The sequence below is a fragment of the Sinomonas sp. genome (assembly GCF_036848755.1).
Classification (GTDB): Bacteria; Actinomycetota; Actinomycetes; order Actinomycetales; family Micrococcaceae; genus Sinomonas.
This window is the reverse complement of the sequence record NZ_DAIUJO010000008.1, coordinates 35,472-50,571: the sequence shown is the minus strand read 5'-3', so window position 1 is coordinate 50,571 and position 15,100 is coordinate 35,472. Positions and strand designations below refer to the sequence as shown.

Annotated in this window: 18 protein-coding genes; 8 read left to right on the top strand and 10 right to left on the bottom strand. The window is 67.7% G+C overall.

Going from position 1 to position 15,100, the window contains the following annotated elements; all coding sequences use genetic code 11:
- The first annotated feature begins 410 nt into the window (after positions 1-410).
- Positions 411-1,583 carry a WD40/YVTN/BNR-like repeat-containing protein gene (locus V7053_RS02415; RefSeq protein ID WP_334170673.1) on the top strand — a complete coding sequence of 391 codons (1,173 nt, stop codon included), beginning with the start codon at positions 411-413 and terminating at the stop codon, positions 1,581-1,583.
- A gap of 3 nt (positions 1,584-1,586) precedes the next feature.
- Positions 1,587-1,862 (top strand): MoaD/ThiS family protein, encoded by a 276-nt coding sequence (locus tag V7053_RS02410; RefSeq protein WP_334170672.1) that lies wholly within the window; start codon positions 1,587-1,589, stop codon positions 1,860-1,862.
- Between the two features lie 2 nt (positions 1,863-1,864).
- On the opposite strand, the gene V7053_RS02405 is transcribed toward V7053_RS02410, so the two are convergent.
- A complete protein-coding gene (locus V7053_RS02405; protein WP_334170671.1) occupies positions 1,865-2,107 on the bottom strand; it encodes a hypothetical protein in 243 nt (80 codons plus the stop codon).
- 351 nt (positions 2,108-2,458) lie between these two features.
- On the opposite strand from V7053_RS02405, the gene V7053_RS02400 reads away from it, so the two are divergent.
- The 3 genes from V7053_RS02400 to V7053_RS02390 all read left to right on the top strand — a co-directional run bounded on the left by V7053_RS02400 (position 2,459) and on the right by V7053_RS02390 (position 4,553).
- A complete protein-coding gene (locus V7053_RS02400; RefSeq protein WP_334170670.1) occupies positions 2,459-2,647 on the top strand; it encodes a YegP family protein in 189 nt (62 codons plus the stop codon).
- 217 nt (positions 2,648-2,864) lie between these two features.
- A complete protein-coding gene (locus V7053_RS02395; protein WP_334170669.1) occupies positions 2,865-3,959 on the top strand; it encodes a transcriptional regulator in 1,095 nt (364 codons plus the stop codon).
- A 132-nt stretch (positions 3,960-4,091) separates the two neighbouring features.
- Positions 4,092-4,553, top strand: coding sequence for a VOC family protein (locus V7053_RS02390; RefSeq protein ID WP_334170668.1), 462 nt, complete (start codon positions 4,092-4,094; stop codon positions 4,551-4,553).
- 54 nt (positions 4,554-4,607) lie between these two features.
- On the opposite strand, the gene V7053_RS02385 is transcribed toward V7053_RS02390, so the two are convergent.
- Genes V7053_RS02385 through V7053_RS02375 form a run of 3 tightly spaced genes read right to left on the bottom strand, consistent with a single transcriptional unit; the run spans position 4,608 to position 6,518 of the window.
- On the bottom strand, positions 4,608-5,057 hold the full coding sequence (locus tag V7053_RS02385) for a hypothetical protein (RefSeq protein WP_334170667.1): 450 nt from the start codon (positions 5,055-5,057) through the stop codon (positions 4,608-4,610).
- A complete protein-coding gene (locus V7053_RS02380) occupies positions 5,050-6,036 on the bottom strand; it encodes a hypothetical protein (RefSeq protein WP_334170666.1) in 987 nt (328 codons plus the stop codon). Before V7053_RS02380 ends, V7053_RS02385 begins: the two co-directional genes overlap by 8 nt.
- Positions 6,033-6,518 carry a hypothetical protein gene (locus V7053_RS02375; protein WP_334170665.1) on the bottom strand — a complete coding sequence of 162 codons (486 nt, stop codon included), beginning with the start codon at positions 6,516-6,518 and terminating at the stop codon, positions 6,033-6,035. Before V7053_RS02375 ends, V7053_RS02380 begins: the two co-directional genes overlap by 4 nt.
- A 202-nt stretch (positions 6,519-6,720) precedes the next feature.
- Between V7053_RS02375 and V7053_RS02370 the strand changes: the two genes are divergently transcribed.
- Positions 6,721-7,536 carry a hypothetical protein gene (locus tag V7053_RS02370; RefSeq protein WP_334170664.1) on the top strand — a complete coding sequence of 272 codons (816 nt, stop codon included), beginning with the start codon at positions 6,721-6,723 and terminating at the stop codon, positions 7,534-7,536.
- On the opposite strand, the gene V7053_RS02365 is transcribed toward V7053_RS02370, so the two are convergent.
- The 5 genes from V7053_RS02365 to V7053_RS02345 all read right to left on the bottom strand — a co-directional run bounded on the left by V7053_RS02365 (position 7,533) and on the right by V7053_RS02345 (position 12,584).
- Complete coding sequence (locus V7053_RS02365; RefSeq protein ID WP_334170663.1) at positions 7,533-7,898, bottom strand: flagellar assembly protein FliW; 366 nt, start codon at positions 7,896-7,898, stop codon at positions 7,533-7,535. The two genes, V7053_RS02370 and V7053_RS02365, sit on opposite strands and share 4 nt — an antisense overlap.
- Positions 7,895-8,779 (bottom strand): flagellar hook-associated protein FlgL, encoded by an 885-nt coding sequence (flgL, locus tag V7053_RS02360; RefSeq protein ID WP_334170662.1) that lies wholly within the window; start codon positions 8,777-8,779, stop codon positions 7,895-7,897. The genes V7053_RS02365 and flgL overlap by 4 nt, the downstream gene beginning before the upstream one ends.
- On the bottom strand, positions 8,780-10,204 hold the full coding sequence (flgK, locus tag V7053_RS02355; protein ID WP_334170661.1) for a flagellar hook-associated protein FlgK: 1,425 nt from the start codon (positions 10,202-10,204) through the stop codon (positions 8,780-8,782).
- Positions 10,205-10,217: 13 nt separating this feature from the next.
- Positions 10,218-10,700, bottom strand: coding sequence for a flagellar protein FlgN (locus V7053_RS02350; RefSeq protein WP_334170660.1), 483 nt, complete (start codon positions 10,698-10,700; stop codon positions 10,218-10,220).
- A gap of 144 nt (positions 10,701-10,844) precedes the next feature.
- Complete coding sequence (locus V7053_RS02345; protein WP_334170659.1) at positions 10,845-12,584, bottom strand: purine-cytosine permease family protein; 1,740 nt, start codon at positions 12,582-12,584, stop codon at positions 10,845-10,847.
- A gap of 415 nt (positions 12,585-12,999) precedes the next feature.
- Here V7053_RS02345 and V7053_RS02340 point away from each other — a divergent pair, with 415 nt between their 5' ends.
- Positions 13,000-13,419, top strand: a complete 420-nt coding sequence (locus V7053_RS02340; RefSeq protein WP_334170658.1) for a hypothetical protein — start codon at positions 13,000-13,002, stop codon at positions 13,417-13,419.
- Positions 13,420-13,430: 11 nt separating this feature from the next.
- Entirely contained in the window at positions 13,431-13,994 is a 564-nt protein-coding gene (locus tag V7053_RS02335; protein ID WP_334170657.1) for a dihydrofolate reductase family protein, read from the top strand.
- On the opposite strand, the gene V7053_RS02330 is transcribed toward V7053_RS02335, so the two are convergent.
- On the bottom strand, positions 13,991-15,100 hold a 1,110-nt coding region (locus V7053_RS02330), incomplete at its 5' end, for a wax ester/triacylglycerol synthase domain-containing protein (protein ID WP_334170656.1). The two genes, V7053_RS02335 and V7053_RS02330, sit on opposite strands and share 4 nt — an antisense overlap.

Here is a 15,100-nt window from a genome sequence, read left to right as displayed (position 1 = left end):
GCATTTAACCACCACCCCACCCAGCACCACCCGCCCGAAACCACCCACCCGCCCGAAACCACCCGGCCGCCCGACGCCACCCGGCCGCCCGACGCCACCCATACAGGGCACCCCCCGCAAAGAAGGACCCCCGTACACCGGCTTTGGCGGGCGCAGAAACTAAGAAGCCCCGGAGCGACGATTGGGGGGTGCGCGCTCCGGGGCGGTTCTTGGGGGCCTTTGGCCTGTCTTGGCGGCCTACGGCCTACCGTCCAGCCTAGACAAGCCCGGTAGATTTCGCCACCATTTCTGGTCATGAAGCTGGGAGTCGACTCCTAGACCCTCCGGTTCGAAGCCCGGAGCGCCGTTCTCGGTGGCTCCCGAGGTTCCCACCCTTGCCCCGTTCTTGCTCCCGTGCTCGGATATTCCCCATGGACAACCCTCGATATCTTTTGGCCATCGGCACGAAGAAGGGCCTGTGGCTGGCGACGAGCACAGACCGGCGTGCCTGGGAACTCTCCGAACCGCAATTCCTCATGCAGGAGATCCCTGCCATCGGCATCGACACGCGGGGTGGCCACACACGGCTGCTCGTGGGCGTCCGGTCCGAGCACTTCGGCCCGGCGGTCGTTCACTCCGACGATCTGGGCTCGACGTGGACGGAGCCGGAACAGGGTTCGATCGGGTTTGCGGAGGGCGACGATGCCGCCGTCGAACGCATCTGGCAGATCCTCCCTGACGCCGCGGACCGTCCTGGCGTCGTCTGGGCGGGCGCCCAACCCATTTCCGTGTGGAAGTCGACAGACGGCGGTGAGACGTTCGAGCTCAATCGGGCCCTCTGGGAGCATCCCGACAAAGGCGATTGGGGAGCCGGATACGGCGGCGCGGCGGCGCATTCCATCGTTCCCGACCGGCACGACCCCCAACTCGTCCACGTGGCGATGAGCACCGGGGGCGTCTATCGCAGCCGGGACGGCGGGGAGAGCTGGGAGCGGGCGAGCAAGGGGATCTCCGCATACTTCCTGCCCGACCCGGAGCCCGAGATGGGACAGTGCGTCCATAAGATCGCGGCCGACGCGGACGGACGCCTGTACGCGCAGAATCACCGGGGGGTCTTCCGGAGCGACAATCAGGGCGAGCAGTGGGTCTCGATCGCGGAGGGCCTCCCGGCCGACTTCGGCTTCGTCATGCTGACCCATCCGCAACGGAGCGGGACCGCGTGGGTCATTCCGCTGATTTCGGATTACGAGCGGATCGCTCCCGAGGGCCATCTGGCTGTGCATCGGACGGACGACGCCGGCGAGACGTGGCGCAAGTTCGACGGCGGGCTGCCGGCGCGGGATTTCAACGTGGTACTCCGCGACGCGGCCGCCGTCGACGGGGGCGACCCGACCGGTGTCTACTTCGGGACGCGCGGCGGCTCCGTGTACGCGAGCGGGGACGAGGGCGAGACCTTTGTCGAGGTCGCCTCGCGGCTGCCCGACGTCCTGTGCGTGCGGGCGGCAGTGCTAGACGCCGCGGGCGCGCTCGAGGCCGCGGGTGCGGCAGGCGCCGCTGGTGGGACCAACGACGGCGGGTCGGCCGGCCGGCCGGCGGCGGGCTGAGCTGTGGTCACGCTCGTGCTGCCGACGGTCTTGGCGGAGGTGGCAGGCGGCCGCACGGAGTTCGCCCTGAACGGCGTCAGCTCCGTGCGGGCCGCCTTCGACGATTTGGCCGGCCGTTACCCGATCCTCGGGCGCAGGCTGCGCGACGAGCGGGGTCAGCTCCGACGGTACGTCAACGTGTACGTGGACGGCGATGATGTGCGGCGGCGCCAGGGGCTCGACACCGCTGTGATGGATGGGCAGGAGATCCTGGTCATCCAGTCGGTTGCTGGAGGTTGAGGTCAGGCGACGAGGTCGCTGCCCTTGTAGGTGACATCTGCCTGGACGTACCAGAGGGAGAAGTCCTCCTCCTGGATTGCGCGTCGGTAGTGGGTGTCCTCGTCCCGTATCCAGACGAGGCCGATGCCTGGCGCGGTGTCGTAGACGGTCCCCCGGAGGACAGTGACTCCGCTGCGGGCCTCGATGAGGTCCCCGCGACGGAGTTCGCTGAGCTTCCGGATGCGGCGGTGGGTCTCGCTGGTCATCAGGTGCTCCTTCAAGCGTCAGTGGTGTTCCGACTGCTTCAGTCTCAGCCACGGGCATTTCCGGTCCGTTTCGACTGCATGAGCGCCCCGTAAGGACTTGGTGGCGTAAGCGTTTCCGCAGGTCAGCGGCGTAATCTAAATCACACAAGCGCTTTCTCGCGAGTCAAGAAATTCGCGGATGCGCCTTACCGCTAAACCAGCAGTCATAATGCGAAAATAAGCTGTGACTGCGCCCAATACTCGCCAGTAGGGGTATCGCAAGCGGACCGCGCACGATAGCGTCTATGACCTGACCCAGCAACGAAGCCGGGTCGAAAGTGGGTACTTGGTTGACAGGCGAAGGGGCGTGCCGTGGCAGCGAGGTTCGAGGTGCTCAAGGATGAAGCAAGGCTTTACCGGGTTCAGCTGAGGTCCGCCGAGGGGGTGGTGGTCGCGGTCGCGCAGGGTCTCCAGTCTCTCGACGCCGTCAAGCACGTGATCGCCTCCGTCCGTGAAAGCGCGGCAATGGGGTTAGTGGTCGATATGACCCAGCCCATCTGACGCCGCGGGCGTCCGGCAGGGTGCAACGTTCGTGCAACCTTGCTGGGCGCGGGCAGAGAGCCCCCCGCGTACACTGTGAGGCACGGCACACATAAGGGAGTGGGTGGACGTGCGGACAGGGGAGCGGGTGCCCGCGGGGCAGGGGGCAGCGCGCGACGTCGTGGAAGACTCGTGGCGCCGTTCCTTCCGTACGCATCCACGTCGCGAAGATGCCGCGGTGGAAAGCGTGCTGGGGGAGGACGAGCTCCGAAGCTATCGCGAAGGCCACGCGTTGGCTCCCGTGATGCCGCTCATCTCCGATCTCCTCGTGCAGCCCGCCGCTGATGCGGGGACCGTCGTCGCCATCGGAGACGAGAGCGGACGGCTCCTGTGGATCGACGGTGACTCGGGCGTGCGCCGACGGGCCGAGCGCATGGCGTTCCTCGAGGGTGCCGACTGGTCAGAGGGCAGCATCGGTACGAGCGCGCCGGGCACGGCCCTTGCGACGGGCGGGGCAGTCCAGATCGCGGGACCCGAGCACTTCAGTCCGCTCGTCGAGGCCTTCTCGTGCACCGCGGTGCCGATACGGGATCCTCGCTCGGGCGAGCCGATCGGCGTCGTCGACATCACGGGAGGCGAGCAGGCGGTCTCCGGTTACGCCCTGCCGCTCGTCCGGGCGGCCGTTGCCGCGGCCGAGGAACGGCTCCGTGCCCTCGCGCCGCCCCGAGGCCGGCGGGCGCCGTCGTCCGCTCCCGCCGTTCTCGCGGTCACCGGCCGCGATCACGGGGTGCTCCGTTCCGGCCAGCGGACGCTGAACCTTTCCGTCCGGCACTCTGAGATCCTCGTGCTCCTCGCGGGAAGCCCGCGCGGCCTCACGGCAGAGGAGCTGTCCGACCGGCTGTACGAGCAATGCGTGCCCGCCGTGACGCTGCGCGCCGAACTCGTCCGACTCCGCAAGGTCCTCGACCGGTTCGGGGGAGGGGTTGAGCTGCATTCCCGTCCGTACCGCGTCGAGGGACTAGAGGTCGATTCGATGCACGCGTTGGCACAGCTCGAGCGCGGCTCCCATCGACTCGCCCTCAATTCCTACGGCGGCCAGATCCTCCCGCGTTCGGAGTCGCCCGCGATCGCGGAGCTTCGGGACGAACTCTCGGCGACCCTTCGCGAGGCCGTGGTGGGAAGCGCGGGCGCGGATGTCCTCATGGCGTACCTCCAGCTGCCCGAGGCGGCGGACGACGCCGAAGCCTGGCAGACCGCGCTCCGTCTCCTTCCGCCCCGCTCACCCAAGAGGGCGGGCGTGGTTGCTCACCTCGAGCGGCTTCTCGGCGTCTGAACCTCCGTCAGGGAGGCCCAGCTCACTTGGCCGGAAGCGCAGGGGACGGGGTCTGGAATTCTGTCGGTGGGGGCACGTAGGCTCCAGATGTCGGAAGCGTCCGGCTCCCGCAGACGACCAAGGAGATCTGTTATGCCCACGATTCTGAACCCCTACCTCAGCTTCAAGGACAACGCCCGCGACGCGATGAACTTCTACCAGTCCGTCCTCGGGGGCGACCTGACGGTCTCCACCTTCGACGACTTTCACGCGGCCCAGGACGAGGCCGAGGGCCCGCTCGTGATGCACTCGATGCTGACCACTCCGAGCGGCATCACCCTCATGGCCTCGGATACGCCCGAGAGGATGGAATACCGCCCGGGCACCAACTTCTCGATCTCCCTCAGCGGGGACGACGAGGAGGAGCTGCGTGGCTACTGGGACAAGCTGACCGACGGCGCGACGATCACCATGCCGCTCGAAAAGGCCATGTGGGGCGACACCTTCGGGATGCTCGTCGACAAGTTCGGCATCTCGTGGCTCGTGAACATCGCGGGCCAGCCGCAGGACCAGTCGGGCGAGGGATCACCCGCTGAAGCCACACCACAGGTGTAGTCCGCGCAAGGTGTAGTCCGCGGACAGCCCGCGTGCCGCAGCCGGGCGGGACGCTCACGAGGCGGGGCGGTCCTCGCGCTTCTGCTTCGTGAGCGTCTCATCGATGATGTTCCGAATCTCCAGCAGCAGCTCCGGCGAAAGGTCGCTTGTGAGACTGCGGGCTGCGAAGCTCTTCACCTCGGCCTCGCGCATGGCGCGGAGGAGGTCTAGCTGGGCGGCCACGCGGGCCGGGGTCTCGGCGTCGGCGTTCGTGAGGAAGGCCGCCGGCACCCCGAAGAAGTCCGCGAGGGCTTCGAGGAGGTCGGTGTCGGGCGTCATCGGACCCGTGCCGGCACGCATGTAGTGCCAGCGCTGTCGGGAGATGTGGAGGCCACGGTCCTCCACGGCCTTCTTGATGTCCGGGAACGTGTAGCGGTGCCCGCCCTCCGCGGCGACGACGTCCAGGAGCGTATTGAGACGCTCCGCCAGAACCTCCTCGGGCTTCTGGGGTTCGTGCTCAGGCATAGAGGGCTCCCTCCGATTTCTGGACAAGCTTCGTTTCGGACTCGCTCAGCAGGTTGCCGCCAGCGGCAAGGTTGCTGTCGAGAATCTCGACGAGGGCGCGGTGCAGCCGCGCGCGCGGATTGCGGCTGAGCACCCCCTTGAGAGGAACGGATACCGAGTCTATGACGACACTGGCGTGGGCAGTGCGTCGCCACACGGGGTGCAGTCGCACAAGGTGATAACGCTCGTGGAGCTGCCACTGGGCCACGCGCTCGGAAATCGAGGGCAGCATGAGCCCGAAGGAGAGCAGGAGGGCCGCGATCCCCTCGAGGGCCTGGAAGGCGTTCTGCAGAAACGGCTCGTAGTCCAAGCCGACAAAGGTCAGGACGATGGTCTGCCGCGCGAATTTCGCGGCAAAGGCGGCCACGGTGATCACGCACCCCAAGGCCACCGCGCTGAAGCCCGTGCGGAACATCGCCGACGCCATCTGAGGGAGGTAACGAAGGCAGACGATCGTCACCTCGACGGAAACGGCCGCGAGGAATGCGCAGAGCGTCGCCATGAAGACGAAGACACCGACGTCGCTCTGGGACGCCGCATCGAGCGTCGGGCGCCCCAGCGGCTGGTCCACGCTCACGGCGCCGGCCATCGAGGCGCAGGCGAACGCCACGCAGTAGACCGTGATGGCCGCCGTCGTCTGCAACAGCCCGCGTCGCAGGACGGGTTCCTGCTCTGCCGGGGCGACTACGGCCTTCACGATGGCCGTGCGGAACAACCCGAAGGAGACCATGACGAGGCAGCCGCTCATAAGGCTGGCGATGCCCGGGAAGCCGAGGCCGGAGTCGACCGAGTGGAAGACCGGGGGGCAGTTGATGGTCGCGGCAAGGGCGGCGGGCAAGGCGACGAAGAAGACGAGGTCCCCTCGTTGACGAACGCATGAGGGCAGACGGGAAAGCACGAGCAGCCACAGCGCGACGATCGACGCGATCATGATGCTCATCCGAAGACACCCCGGAAGTTCCGCGGCTCGACTCGGCCGGCGCGGCGGGTCCGGGCCAGTGCGTCGGCGAAGAGGTCGGCAAGGGACTCCGCGACGATCTCCGGCTCCGTGTGGCGCTGACAGCGGGCAAGGCACTTGGCGACGAGGCTTGGGCTCAGGTCAGGCAAGAGGGTCGCGAGGTGCTCTTCCTCGTCCATGAGGCGCTCATGGCTGAGCGCCATATGGGCGAACTCGTGGAGGATGATCTGCTCGCGGTGCAGGGGCGAGGACGTCTCGGCATGCAGGATGAGGTCGGTGTCCGGGAGCGAGAACCAGAGCCCGGAAATCTGATTTCGCGCGAGTTCCTTGACTTCGCGGATGACGATGTTCTTCCCTCGGTCGTCCTCCAGCAGCTCGCGGAGGGCTTCGAGCGTGACGCGCTCGGGAACGTCGAGGTCGCGAAACGCCGCGGCCGCCTGGCCGCGAAGCAGTTCCATGTCCATGACGCCATCCTCGGTCTAACCTGCGGACTCGCCCCAGAATATCAGGGCTTGGACACGTCCATTTATCACGACTGGCTGGAAATGTCACAAAAAGCACATGCTGGATGCGCAAAAGTGATGGACACGCCTCCTGCCGCTCAGTAGAGTCTCTCGCGTGACGGCCGCTCGGCCGGTCGATTACCCCTGTGTTCAAGGCTGGCAAGTGATCAAACGGTTGTGGCAGTTTCCGGCTGTCATCGGCGGGACTGCGCTGCTCACGTTCTGCGGCGTGAGCGCACTTCAAGCCAGCATGAACGGTCCGCTCCACGCCTTCGGTGCGAGCGTCGAGGCAGCCCGAGCGAGCGCTTCGGCCAGCGCTGCCGCCCTCGCGATCGCAGCAGGCAGCCCCATCCAGGCCTCGTCGGGAACCGAAGCAGGCGGCGAGCCCACGAGCGTCGAGGCCGCGGGCGCCGTCGTCCCCCCTTCGCCGAGGCCCGAGGCAACGAGCGATGGCGCTCCTTCCCTGCCCAGCACCGCCGCCGACGCCGGGACCGCCGCCTTGGCCGACACGGGCGACGGCGGCGGTGCCAGCAACGGGCAAGGCGGCCAGGGAGCTGGGAGCCCTGGCGCCGGAGACGCGGACAGCGGAACGCAGTACGGCAACGGTCAAGGCAGCGCTGCCGCAGCGAGCGGGCTGCAGGCCGCCGTGGGCCAAGTGGGCGCCGCGTCCGGCAACGCGGTCGCGGGCGACGGCGGCGCGGGGCTCGGTGCGTCGGGCGAAGCGGGCAACGCCTCGGCGCTTCCCGGCACCGATGTCCCGCGGGCTGGTGCCGCTCAGCCGGGGAGCCACTCGTCCTCCGCTGGTTCTGTAGCGGGCGCGTCAGCGAAGGCCGAGCAGCTCAGCCGGGAACTCAGCAGGTGGCTCGGACTCGCGGCCGGTGCGGGTGGCGGGACCAACCAGGGCAGGGGCCACGGCTCAGCAGGCCAAGACGGGCAGGGCACGCCTGATCTCTCCGCCTTGTTCGGCGGCGGCAGCTAGCCGAGGGGCATGCGGAGCGGCCAGCCCTGGCCGTCGAGGATCGCTTGAGCGCTCTGCCCTGTTGCCTCGTTGACGATGACGGGAGCCATGAGGTTGACGGTCGTGCCGCTCCCTCCGGGGGTTGCGACGACGAGGACGCGAGCGTCTTCGGGGGAGTCAAGGCCCAGGCTCCGACAGGCGCCCGAGATCTCGGGCGCGTAGCCGGGCACGTAGACGGCGGCGTCGAGCAGGAAGAGGCGGACGTCGGGAGCCGCCTCGGGGCGGAGGCTAAAGAGGCCGGCGGCGCCGTCGACCGCCTCGAGGGTGAAGTCGGTGTGCGGGGCGAGGCCGGGCAGCGGCTCGGCGAACGTCAGCGCGCTCATTTGAGGAAGTCCATGAGGCTCGGCTGGAGCGTCCGCGCCGTGACCGCGAGGGCAGCCTGGTAGTTCGTCTGCTGGAGCTGCAGGTCGAGGGCCGCCTTGCCCAGGTCCAAGTCCTCGATGCCCGAACGCTTCGCCTCGAGCGCATTCTGCTCTGTCATGTTCTCCGATCCTGCGCGCTGGAGTTGGCCGAGTCGGGTCCCGACATCGGTCCGCCCGCTCACGACGGCGGTCATCCCGGCGTCGAGCGATTGCAGCCGCGCTGTGGGATCGCTGCCATTCCGTAGGTCGGAGGATATCGCGTCGAGGACGCTGAAGACCGAGTTTGCGCCCGTACCGAAGATCGCGGCGCCGTTGGCGTCGACCCGGACGGTCTGGTCCGGGCCGATCCGGCGCTGGACCGTGTCCCCGGGGTTTCCGTTGAACGTCGGCGGCGTGCCATCCGTGAAGGCGCTGGCCGTGTCCGAGGTGCCGGCGAAGACGCTGCGGCCGAGGTATTTCGTATTCGCGGCAGCCAGCAAGTCACCGCGGAGTGCGTCGATCTGTGTGGCGAGCGCGTTCTTGGCGTCCTGATTGAGCGAGCCGTTCCCGCCTTGAACCGTGAGGTCGCGGACCTGGCGGAGGTAGGCGGTGGCGTTGCTCAGGGTCGAATCGAGCGTCGTGAGCCAGGACGTCCCGTCGTCGATGTTGCGCTTGTACTGCGTGCTGGCCGCGATCTGGGCGTGCACGCTCAGGGATTCCGCCGTTCCGACAGGATCGTCGGAGGGGCGCGTGATGCGCTGGCCCGAGCTCGCCGCGTCCTGCGCCGATGAAAGGCGCGCCTGGCTCGCGCCGAGCCGGCGCTCTGCCGCACTCAGCATGGTCTGGTCGGTGACGCGGAGCATCTAGAGTCCTACCGTTCCCATGTGGTTGATGAGGGTGTCTAGGGTCTGGTCGAGCGCAGTGAGGACGCGCGCCGCGGCCTCGTACGCATGCTGCCCGGCGAGCAGGTTGACGTTCTCCTCGTCGAGGCTGACCGAAGCGTTGGACGTCTGGGCGGTCTTCGCGGTGGTCGCCGCGGTCGCCGTCGTCGTCCCCTGCTGCTGTGCTGCTTGGGACGCGCTGCCGACGGACGAGACAAAGGAGGCCCACTGGCTGTCGGGGGAGTCGGGCTGGGTGCTGAGCTGGGCGATCGCGTCGGCGTTCGAGCCGTCGTTCGGCCCCGCGTTCATCGCACCGGATGCGATTCCGCTCGCATCGGTCGGGACGACGCTCAGCCCCTGCGCGGCCGGGAGCGAGGGGTCGAGACTGAAGAAGGCGAGGCCCGTCGCGCCCGAGGGCGTCTTGCCCTGGGCGTGGACGGTGTTGACCGCCTGCGCGACCGAGACGGCAAATGCGTTGTACTGAGCGGCGGCTTCGGCGATGGGACCACCGGTCGCCGAACTGTTGGCTGGGGCGAGGACTGAGAGGTCGCCCGCGATGGTGCCGCCGTCGAGTCCCACCGGCACGCTCGGGCGGTCCGCCCACACGAGCGACGGGGCGCCCGAGGAGGTGTCCGCCATGCTCCGGGGACCCGTGAGCTGGACCGCGCGGGCCGTGGCGCCCGTGACGAGTGGGTTGCCCCCGAGGAAGACGGAGACCGTCCCGTCGGACTGCTGCCGCACCGTTCCGCCGGCGAGCGAAGCAATCGTCTCGGTGAGCTTCGACCGCTGGTCGATGAGCTCGTTGGCGTTGCCGCCCGCGGCGAGGGTCGAGCGGATGCTGGTATTCAGATTCGCGACCTGCGCGGCGGCGTCGTTGAGCGAGGTGACCATGCCCTGCGCCTCGGACTGCGTGGAGGACCACTGCGCGGCGAGGGCCGAGTAGCCGCTCGAGAGCTTGGCGGCGAGCTGCTTGCCGTTCTGGATCACGAGGGACGCAGCGGAGGCGTCCCCCGGCTGGTTCGCAAGGTCCTGCCATGACGACCAGAACGACTGGAGCTGCGCCGAGACCCCGTTCGTCCCCGGCTCCTGGAGGCTCGCCTCGATGTCTTGGTACGCCGTCGACCGCTGGGCCGCGTAGCCGGCGGACGACGACGTCGACCTCACCGAGGCGTCGAGCAGCGCGTCCCCGAGCCTCGCGATGCCATCGACCGAGACGCCCTGACCGACTTGGGGGGCGGCGGCCGAGCCCATGGTCTGGGCGACGGCGCCGACGGCGGACTGTTGGATGCGCTGGCGCGTGTAGCCGTCAGTTCCGACGTTGTCGATGTTCTGGCCCGCAAGGTCGATCGCCTGCTGCGCGGCCGAGAGGCCGCGGTAGGCCGCATTGAGGGCCCCGAATGTGCTCACAGTCGTCCTTCGGTCAGAGGTCTCGGGCGAAGAGCCGCGATTCGCTAGCGTTCGCGGCGCGGCCGTGGGCGTCGTAGGTCTTCGGCATCGAGGTCACGTCCGCCAGCGTTTCCTGGGTCGAGCGGGAGGCGGCCCGGAGGAACTGGGCGTTGGCGTCGCGGAGCTGGCGGATGACGCCGGTCTGTTCCGTCATGGCCTTGAGGTGCGCAGCGAGAATCTCGCTCCAAGGGCCCTCCGGGGCTCCCGCGGCGAGCTCTCGCAGCGTTGCCTCCTCGGGGAGCCCCCATTCGGCGGCGACGGCGGCGACCGTCACCGAGCGCGCGAGGCCCGCGGAGGAGAGGCGCTCGAGGACCTGCTCGACCTCGCGGGTCGCGTGCGAGATCCAGCGGGTCTTGCCCGCCGTGAGGAGGAGCTGTTCCTCCTCGAGCTTGAACGTCAAGAGGTCCAGCAGCTCACGCTCGTGCCAGAGCTGGGCAGAGAGGTCGTGGATCGCCATTCCGTGGCCAACTCCTCATCCGTGAGCCTTACAGGACGCGAACGCGGCGATCGGCGCCCCGTTGAAGGTCTTTATCGGCGGGATGAGGGCTGTGGTAAGCGGAGCGCATCGTGCTGGGCGCGTCCGTCTGCGCGGGCCCGGTTTCTACGCGGATCCGATCGCAGGCATGCCCAGCGGGACGGCCTTGGCGCCGGCCGGCTTCTTGCACAGGTCGTGGCAGCTCTTCTCAAGGCTGCAGCAGAGGCTGCACACGCCCTTCCCGGTCATCGTGCAGTCGGCTATGTCGGGCCGCTCGTAGGACGTTGAGCAGACGGCGCATTCGACCTCCTCCGAGGCATCGGCCCGTGGGGAGGCCGGCCCGCTCACAAGGTTTGGCCTGGCGAGGTAGTACTTCCCCTTGGTTGCGATGGCGATGACCGGCGAGAGCACCATCGCGATGAGCAGCGCGATGAGGGGGCTGAAGGCGTAGGTCCAGCCATCGCCGAAGACCTTGAAGAAGGCAAGGACTGAAACGAGGGAGGCGATGACCATGGAGCCGAAACCGACCGGGTTGATGCTGTACAGGTAGGCGCGCTTGAACTCGATGTAGCGGGGGCTGAGGCCAAGGGGCTTATTGATGAGCAGGTCGGCGCACACGGCGCCGACCCACGCGATGCCCACGTTGGAGTAGAAGCCGAGGATCGTGTTCAGGAAGGAGAACATGTTCATCTCCATCAGCACCAGCGCGATCCCGACATTGAGCAGCACGTAGTAGACGCGCCCCGGGTGGCGGTGAGTCAGCCGCGAGAAGAAGTTCGACCAGGACAGTGAGCCGCTGTAGGCGTTGGTCGTATTGATCTTGATCTGGCTCATGATGACGAACACCGCGGACACCAGGACGGTGAAGTCCCCGAGGAAGGGAGCGATGGCGTTCGAGTACTGGTGGATGGGCTCCAGCGCCGTGGCGTCGCTTCCGCCAGCCGTGAGGACCGCGACCGCCAGCAGGGCACCGCCTATTTGCTTGGCTGCGCCCAGCACGACCCAGCCGGGACCGGCCACCGTGACCGCCGTGTTCCAAGCCCGCGAGTTCTCCTTGGTCTTGACTGGCATGAACCGCAGATAGTCGGCTTGCTCGCCGATCTGCGCAATCAGGCTGAGCGCCACACCCATGCCGAGGCCGAAGCCCTGCCAGGAGAAAGGCTTCTCGCCCCCGTCGGTCCCAGCGAATCCCATGAGATCGCTCAACGCTCCCGGACGCTGGACCATGATGAGGACAAACGGCAGGACGAGGAGCAATAGCCACACAGGCTGAGTCCACACGTGCAGCTTGGATATCGCCTTCATCCCGAAGACGACGATCGGGACGATGAGCAGCGAGGTCACAAGATATCCAGCCCACAGGGGCAGCCCAATCGCATATTGGAATCCCTGCGCCATGATCGAACCCTCGAGGGCGAAGAAGATGAAGGTGAAGGACGCGTAGATGACCGAAGTAAGCGTCGAACCGAAATAGCCGAAGCCGGCGCCCCGCGTCAGCAGGTCCATGTCCACGCCGTACTTCGCACACGCGCGGGCTATTGGAATTCCCGTGAGGAAGATGATGACCGCCGCAGCAAGGATCGCTGTGATACCGGACGCGGCGCCGTTGGTGAGGACGATAGAGGCCCCGATCGAAAAGTCGGCAAGATAGGCGATTCCACCGATTGCCGTCGTCGCGACCACAAACGGCGTCCATTTCCTGAACGAAACCGGCGCGAAGCGCAGCGAATAGTCTTCCAGCGTTTCGTTGGCGGCAGCGCCTTGATATGTGCGCTGCGCTTCATCGTGTCCTCCCCCGAGCGCAGTGGCTTCGACGGACGAGGGCGCGGCCCCTCTGGCCGCGGTGGACTCCGGACTACGGCTCATCTCTTGTCCTCTCGGTTCAGGAAGCACCGGGGATCTCCCGCGGAGGGCAGTCAACGACACCTCCGAAGGCCCCGACGCAATCCTTGCCCCCGAGCTTGGCGGCCTAATTTCACGACCATGACGGCGCTGTAAAACCGTCGTTTCGGTCATCGACCGTCCTCTTCACAGCCACATCCGATTGGCGGACAGACTTTCTGCGGAGAGACTGTTCTTGGCGCCCTATTCCGGTGCTATGTTTGCCGCATTGGGGGGAGCGCTGGAGTGCTCCTGCGCATCGAAGAGGAGCACCGAATTGAGCGGACCTCAGCACCTTCCCGACAGAAATCCGTGGCCGCCATCCGGATCCCAGCATCCGTGGCCCGCGCAGCATACTTCTTTGCCGCCGAACTATCGGCCCGGGGCCGCGCCTCACGATGTGAGTCCTCAGAACGCGGAGAGGACGCGGAAGTGGCGCACGCAAATCGGGTGGATCTCCATCGTGCTCGCCGTCTTCAACTTCGCTGCTGCTGCGCTCTTCGCCGTCGTGCTCGCGTCAAAGTACGACGGTCCACTGTCGAACCTGATCAGCAGCCTTTCCGTGGCCGTCTCCGTGGGCGCGGGGGTCATCTACCTCGCCCTCGGGATCTGGTCGATCGCCACCCGTCGGACGACGGCGGTCGCCCCCATGGTCTTCAGCCTCGTCTTCAGCGGTATCGCCTTTGTGCTGAGCCTCGTGGGCCTGGTGGCCGAGATCTCGAGCGGAGCCTCTCCTGGCTTCATCGCGCTGATCCTGGAACTCTGGGTTGTCCAGCGCGCCATTCTGGTTCTTCGCGCCGATGCAGCTGTCTCTGGGTAGGAGGATTGAGGGTGCGACGCGTGACGTACTCGATGGGCATCTCGCTTGACGGCTACATCGTCGGGCCGGACGGCAGGTTCGACTGGACGGTGCCCGACGAGGAGGTCTTCGGCTTCGTTACCGAAGAGATCCGAGGGGTAGGAGACTACCTGCTCGGACGGAGGCTCTACGAGACGATGCTGTACTGGGAGACCGCGGATCAGGACCCATCCCTCGGCCAGCCGATGCTCGACTGGGCCGCGCTCTGGAAGCGGCTCCCGAAGGTGGTGTTCTCCTCTACGCTGTCCTCCCTCCAGGGCAACGCCCGCTTGGCCTCCGGCGGTCCGGCGGTCGAGATCGGGCGCCTGCGGGCCGAGTCAGGGCAGGGCGACATCGCGATCGGCGGGGCGACTCTCGCGGCGGAAGCGGCCGAGTTGGGCCTGATCGACGAATACCGGGCCAGGGTCTATCCCGTGCTGGTCGGTGGTGGCATCCCGTTCTTTCCCCGACGGGAGCGGCGCGTTGACCTCGAACTCGTCGAGACGCGCGCCTTCGGGTCAGGAGTCGCTTACCTGCGCTACCGCGTAGCCCGCTAGCCCGCCCGTTCGGCGAGTCGCTCCAGCTCGTCCGACAGCCTTCCCGTCAGCTCGCCTACTTCCGGGACGACTTCGGGATCGGCCAGCACCGTCACAACGAGCCGGCCGGCGTAGGACAGGACGGCGAAACACACGCCGACGTTCCCTGGGGTGAGCGTGATCGGCACAATCGAGCCGATGCGGTTGCTCGCGATGCTGATCGGCTCGGCGGGACCCCGCATGTTGGAGAGGAAGGTGTTCACCAGCCGTTGCCGGTCGATGTAACGCTGAAAGATCCCGGCCCGAGCCAAGGCGCGGAACGCGAACCCAAGGGGTCCGGCCGACGACCCGCGCGGAGCACCGCCTCGGCCCGCACTCCTGCGGGCAGCGGTTTGCTCTACGACACGAGCGAGCCGTACCTGGGGGTCGGGATCGCTGGGTACCTCGACGGGGACGACGCCGGTTGCGTTGCCCAGCGTGGCGACGTCGGCGCCCGGCCGTGCGGAGATGGGCACCGACACCACGAACGCCCCGGGCGCTTCGCCGCGGATCCGGAGGGTCGACGTGAGCGCACCGGCCACGGCGACGAGGACCAGATCGTTGAGGGTGCACCCCCGCGCGTGGGCGGCATCGAGAACAATCTCGAGCGGAAGGCTGAGCGTCGAGATGCGGCGGCGGGCACCGGTGGGCCGGTTGAACGACGTCGGTGTGGCGCGCAGGCGGTGGGGGGAGGCGAGGCCCAGCTCGCGCAGTCCGAGCACGCCCTCCGCAAATGCCTTCGGGAGGTGCGGCACTGCCGCCAACCGTTGACGCCACGCGTCCCGGAGGAGCTCGCTGGGGCTGGGCATCGGCTGGGGGAAGTCGTCCTCCGGGGGCTCGGGGCCGGTGTCGCCGAGCGCGGCGAGGACGGCGAGGCCGTTCAGGCCGTCCGCCATGACGTGGTGGATGACGAAGATCAGCGATGCCGGGCCGCCGGACGCGCTGCGTACCCACCGGGCGGTCCACGGCGGTCGTTCCGCGGGGAGGCGCTCGCAGACGAGGGCGGCGGCCAGCCGGAGCGCTTCATCGCCGCCATCCGGGACAACGACCTCCGAGAAGTGGCGCGCCAAGCTGAAGTTCGGATCATC

Coding starts and splice junctions, on each gene's coding strand:
- V7053_RS02385 (WP_334170667.1), bottom strand. CDS start 5,057: ATGCCTGAGCACGAACCCCAGAAGCCCGAGGAGGTTCTGGCGGAGCGT.
- V7053_RS02375 (WP_334170665.1), bottom strand. CDS start 6,518: ATGGACATGGAACTGCTTCGCGGCCAGGCGGCCGCGGCGTTTCGCGAC.
- V7053_RS02415 (WP_334170673.1), top strand. CDS start 411: ATGGACAACCCTCGATATCTTTTGGCCATCGGCACGAAGAAGGGCCTG.
- V7053_RS02350 (WP_334170660.1), bottom strand. CDS start 10,700: ATGGCGATCCACGACCTCTCTGCCCAGCTCTGGCACGAGCGTGAGCTG.
- V7053_RS02380 (WP_334170666.1), bottom strand. CDS start 6,036: ATGAGCATCATGATCGCGTCGATCGTCGCGCTGTGGCTGCTCGTGCTT.
- flgL (WP_334170662.1), bottom strand. CDS start 8,779: ATGCTCCGCGTCACCGACCAGACCATGCTGAGTGCGGCAGAGCGCCGG.
- V7053_RS02390 (WP_334170668.1), top strand. CDS start 4,092: ATGCCCACGATTCTGAACCCCTACCTCAGCTTCAAGGACAACGCCCGC.
- V7053_RS02345 (WP_334170659.1), bottom strand. CDS start 12,584: ATGAGCCGTAGTCCGGAGTCCACCGCGGCCAGAGGGGCCGCGCCCTCG.
- V7053_RS02405 (WP_334170671.1), bottom strand. CDS start 2,107: ATGACCAGCGAGACCCACCGCCGCATCCGGAAGCTCAGCGAACTCCGT.
- V7053_RS02365 (WP_334170663.1), bottom strand. CDS start 7,898: ATGAGCGCGCTGACGTTCGCCGAGCCGCTGCCCGGCCTCGCCCCGCAC.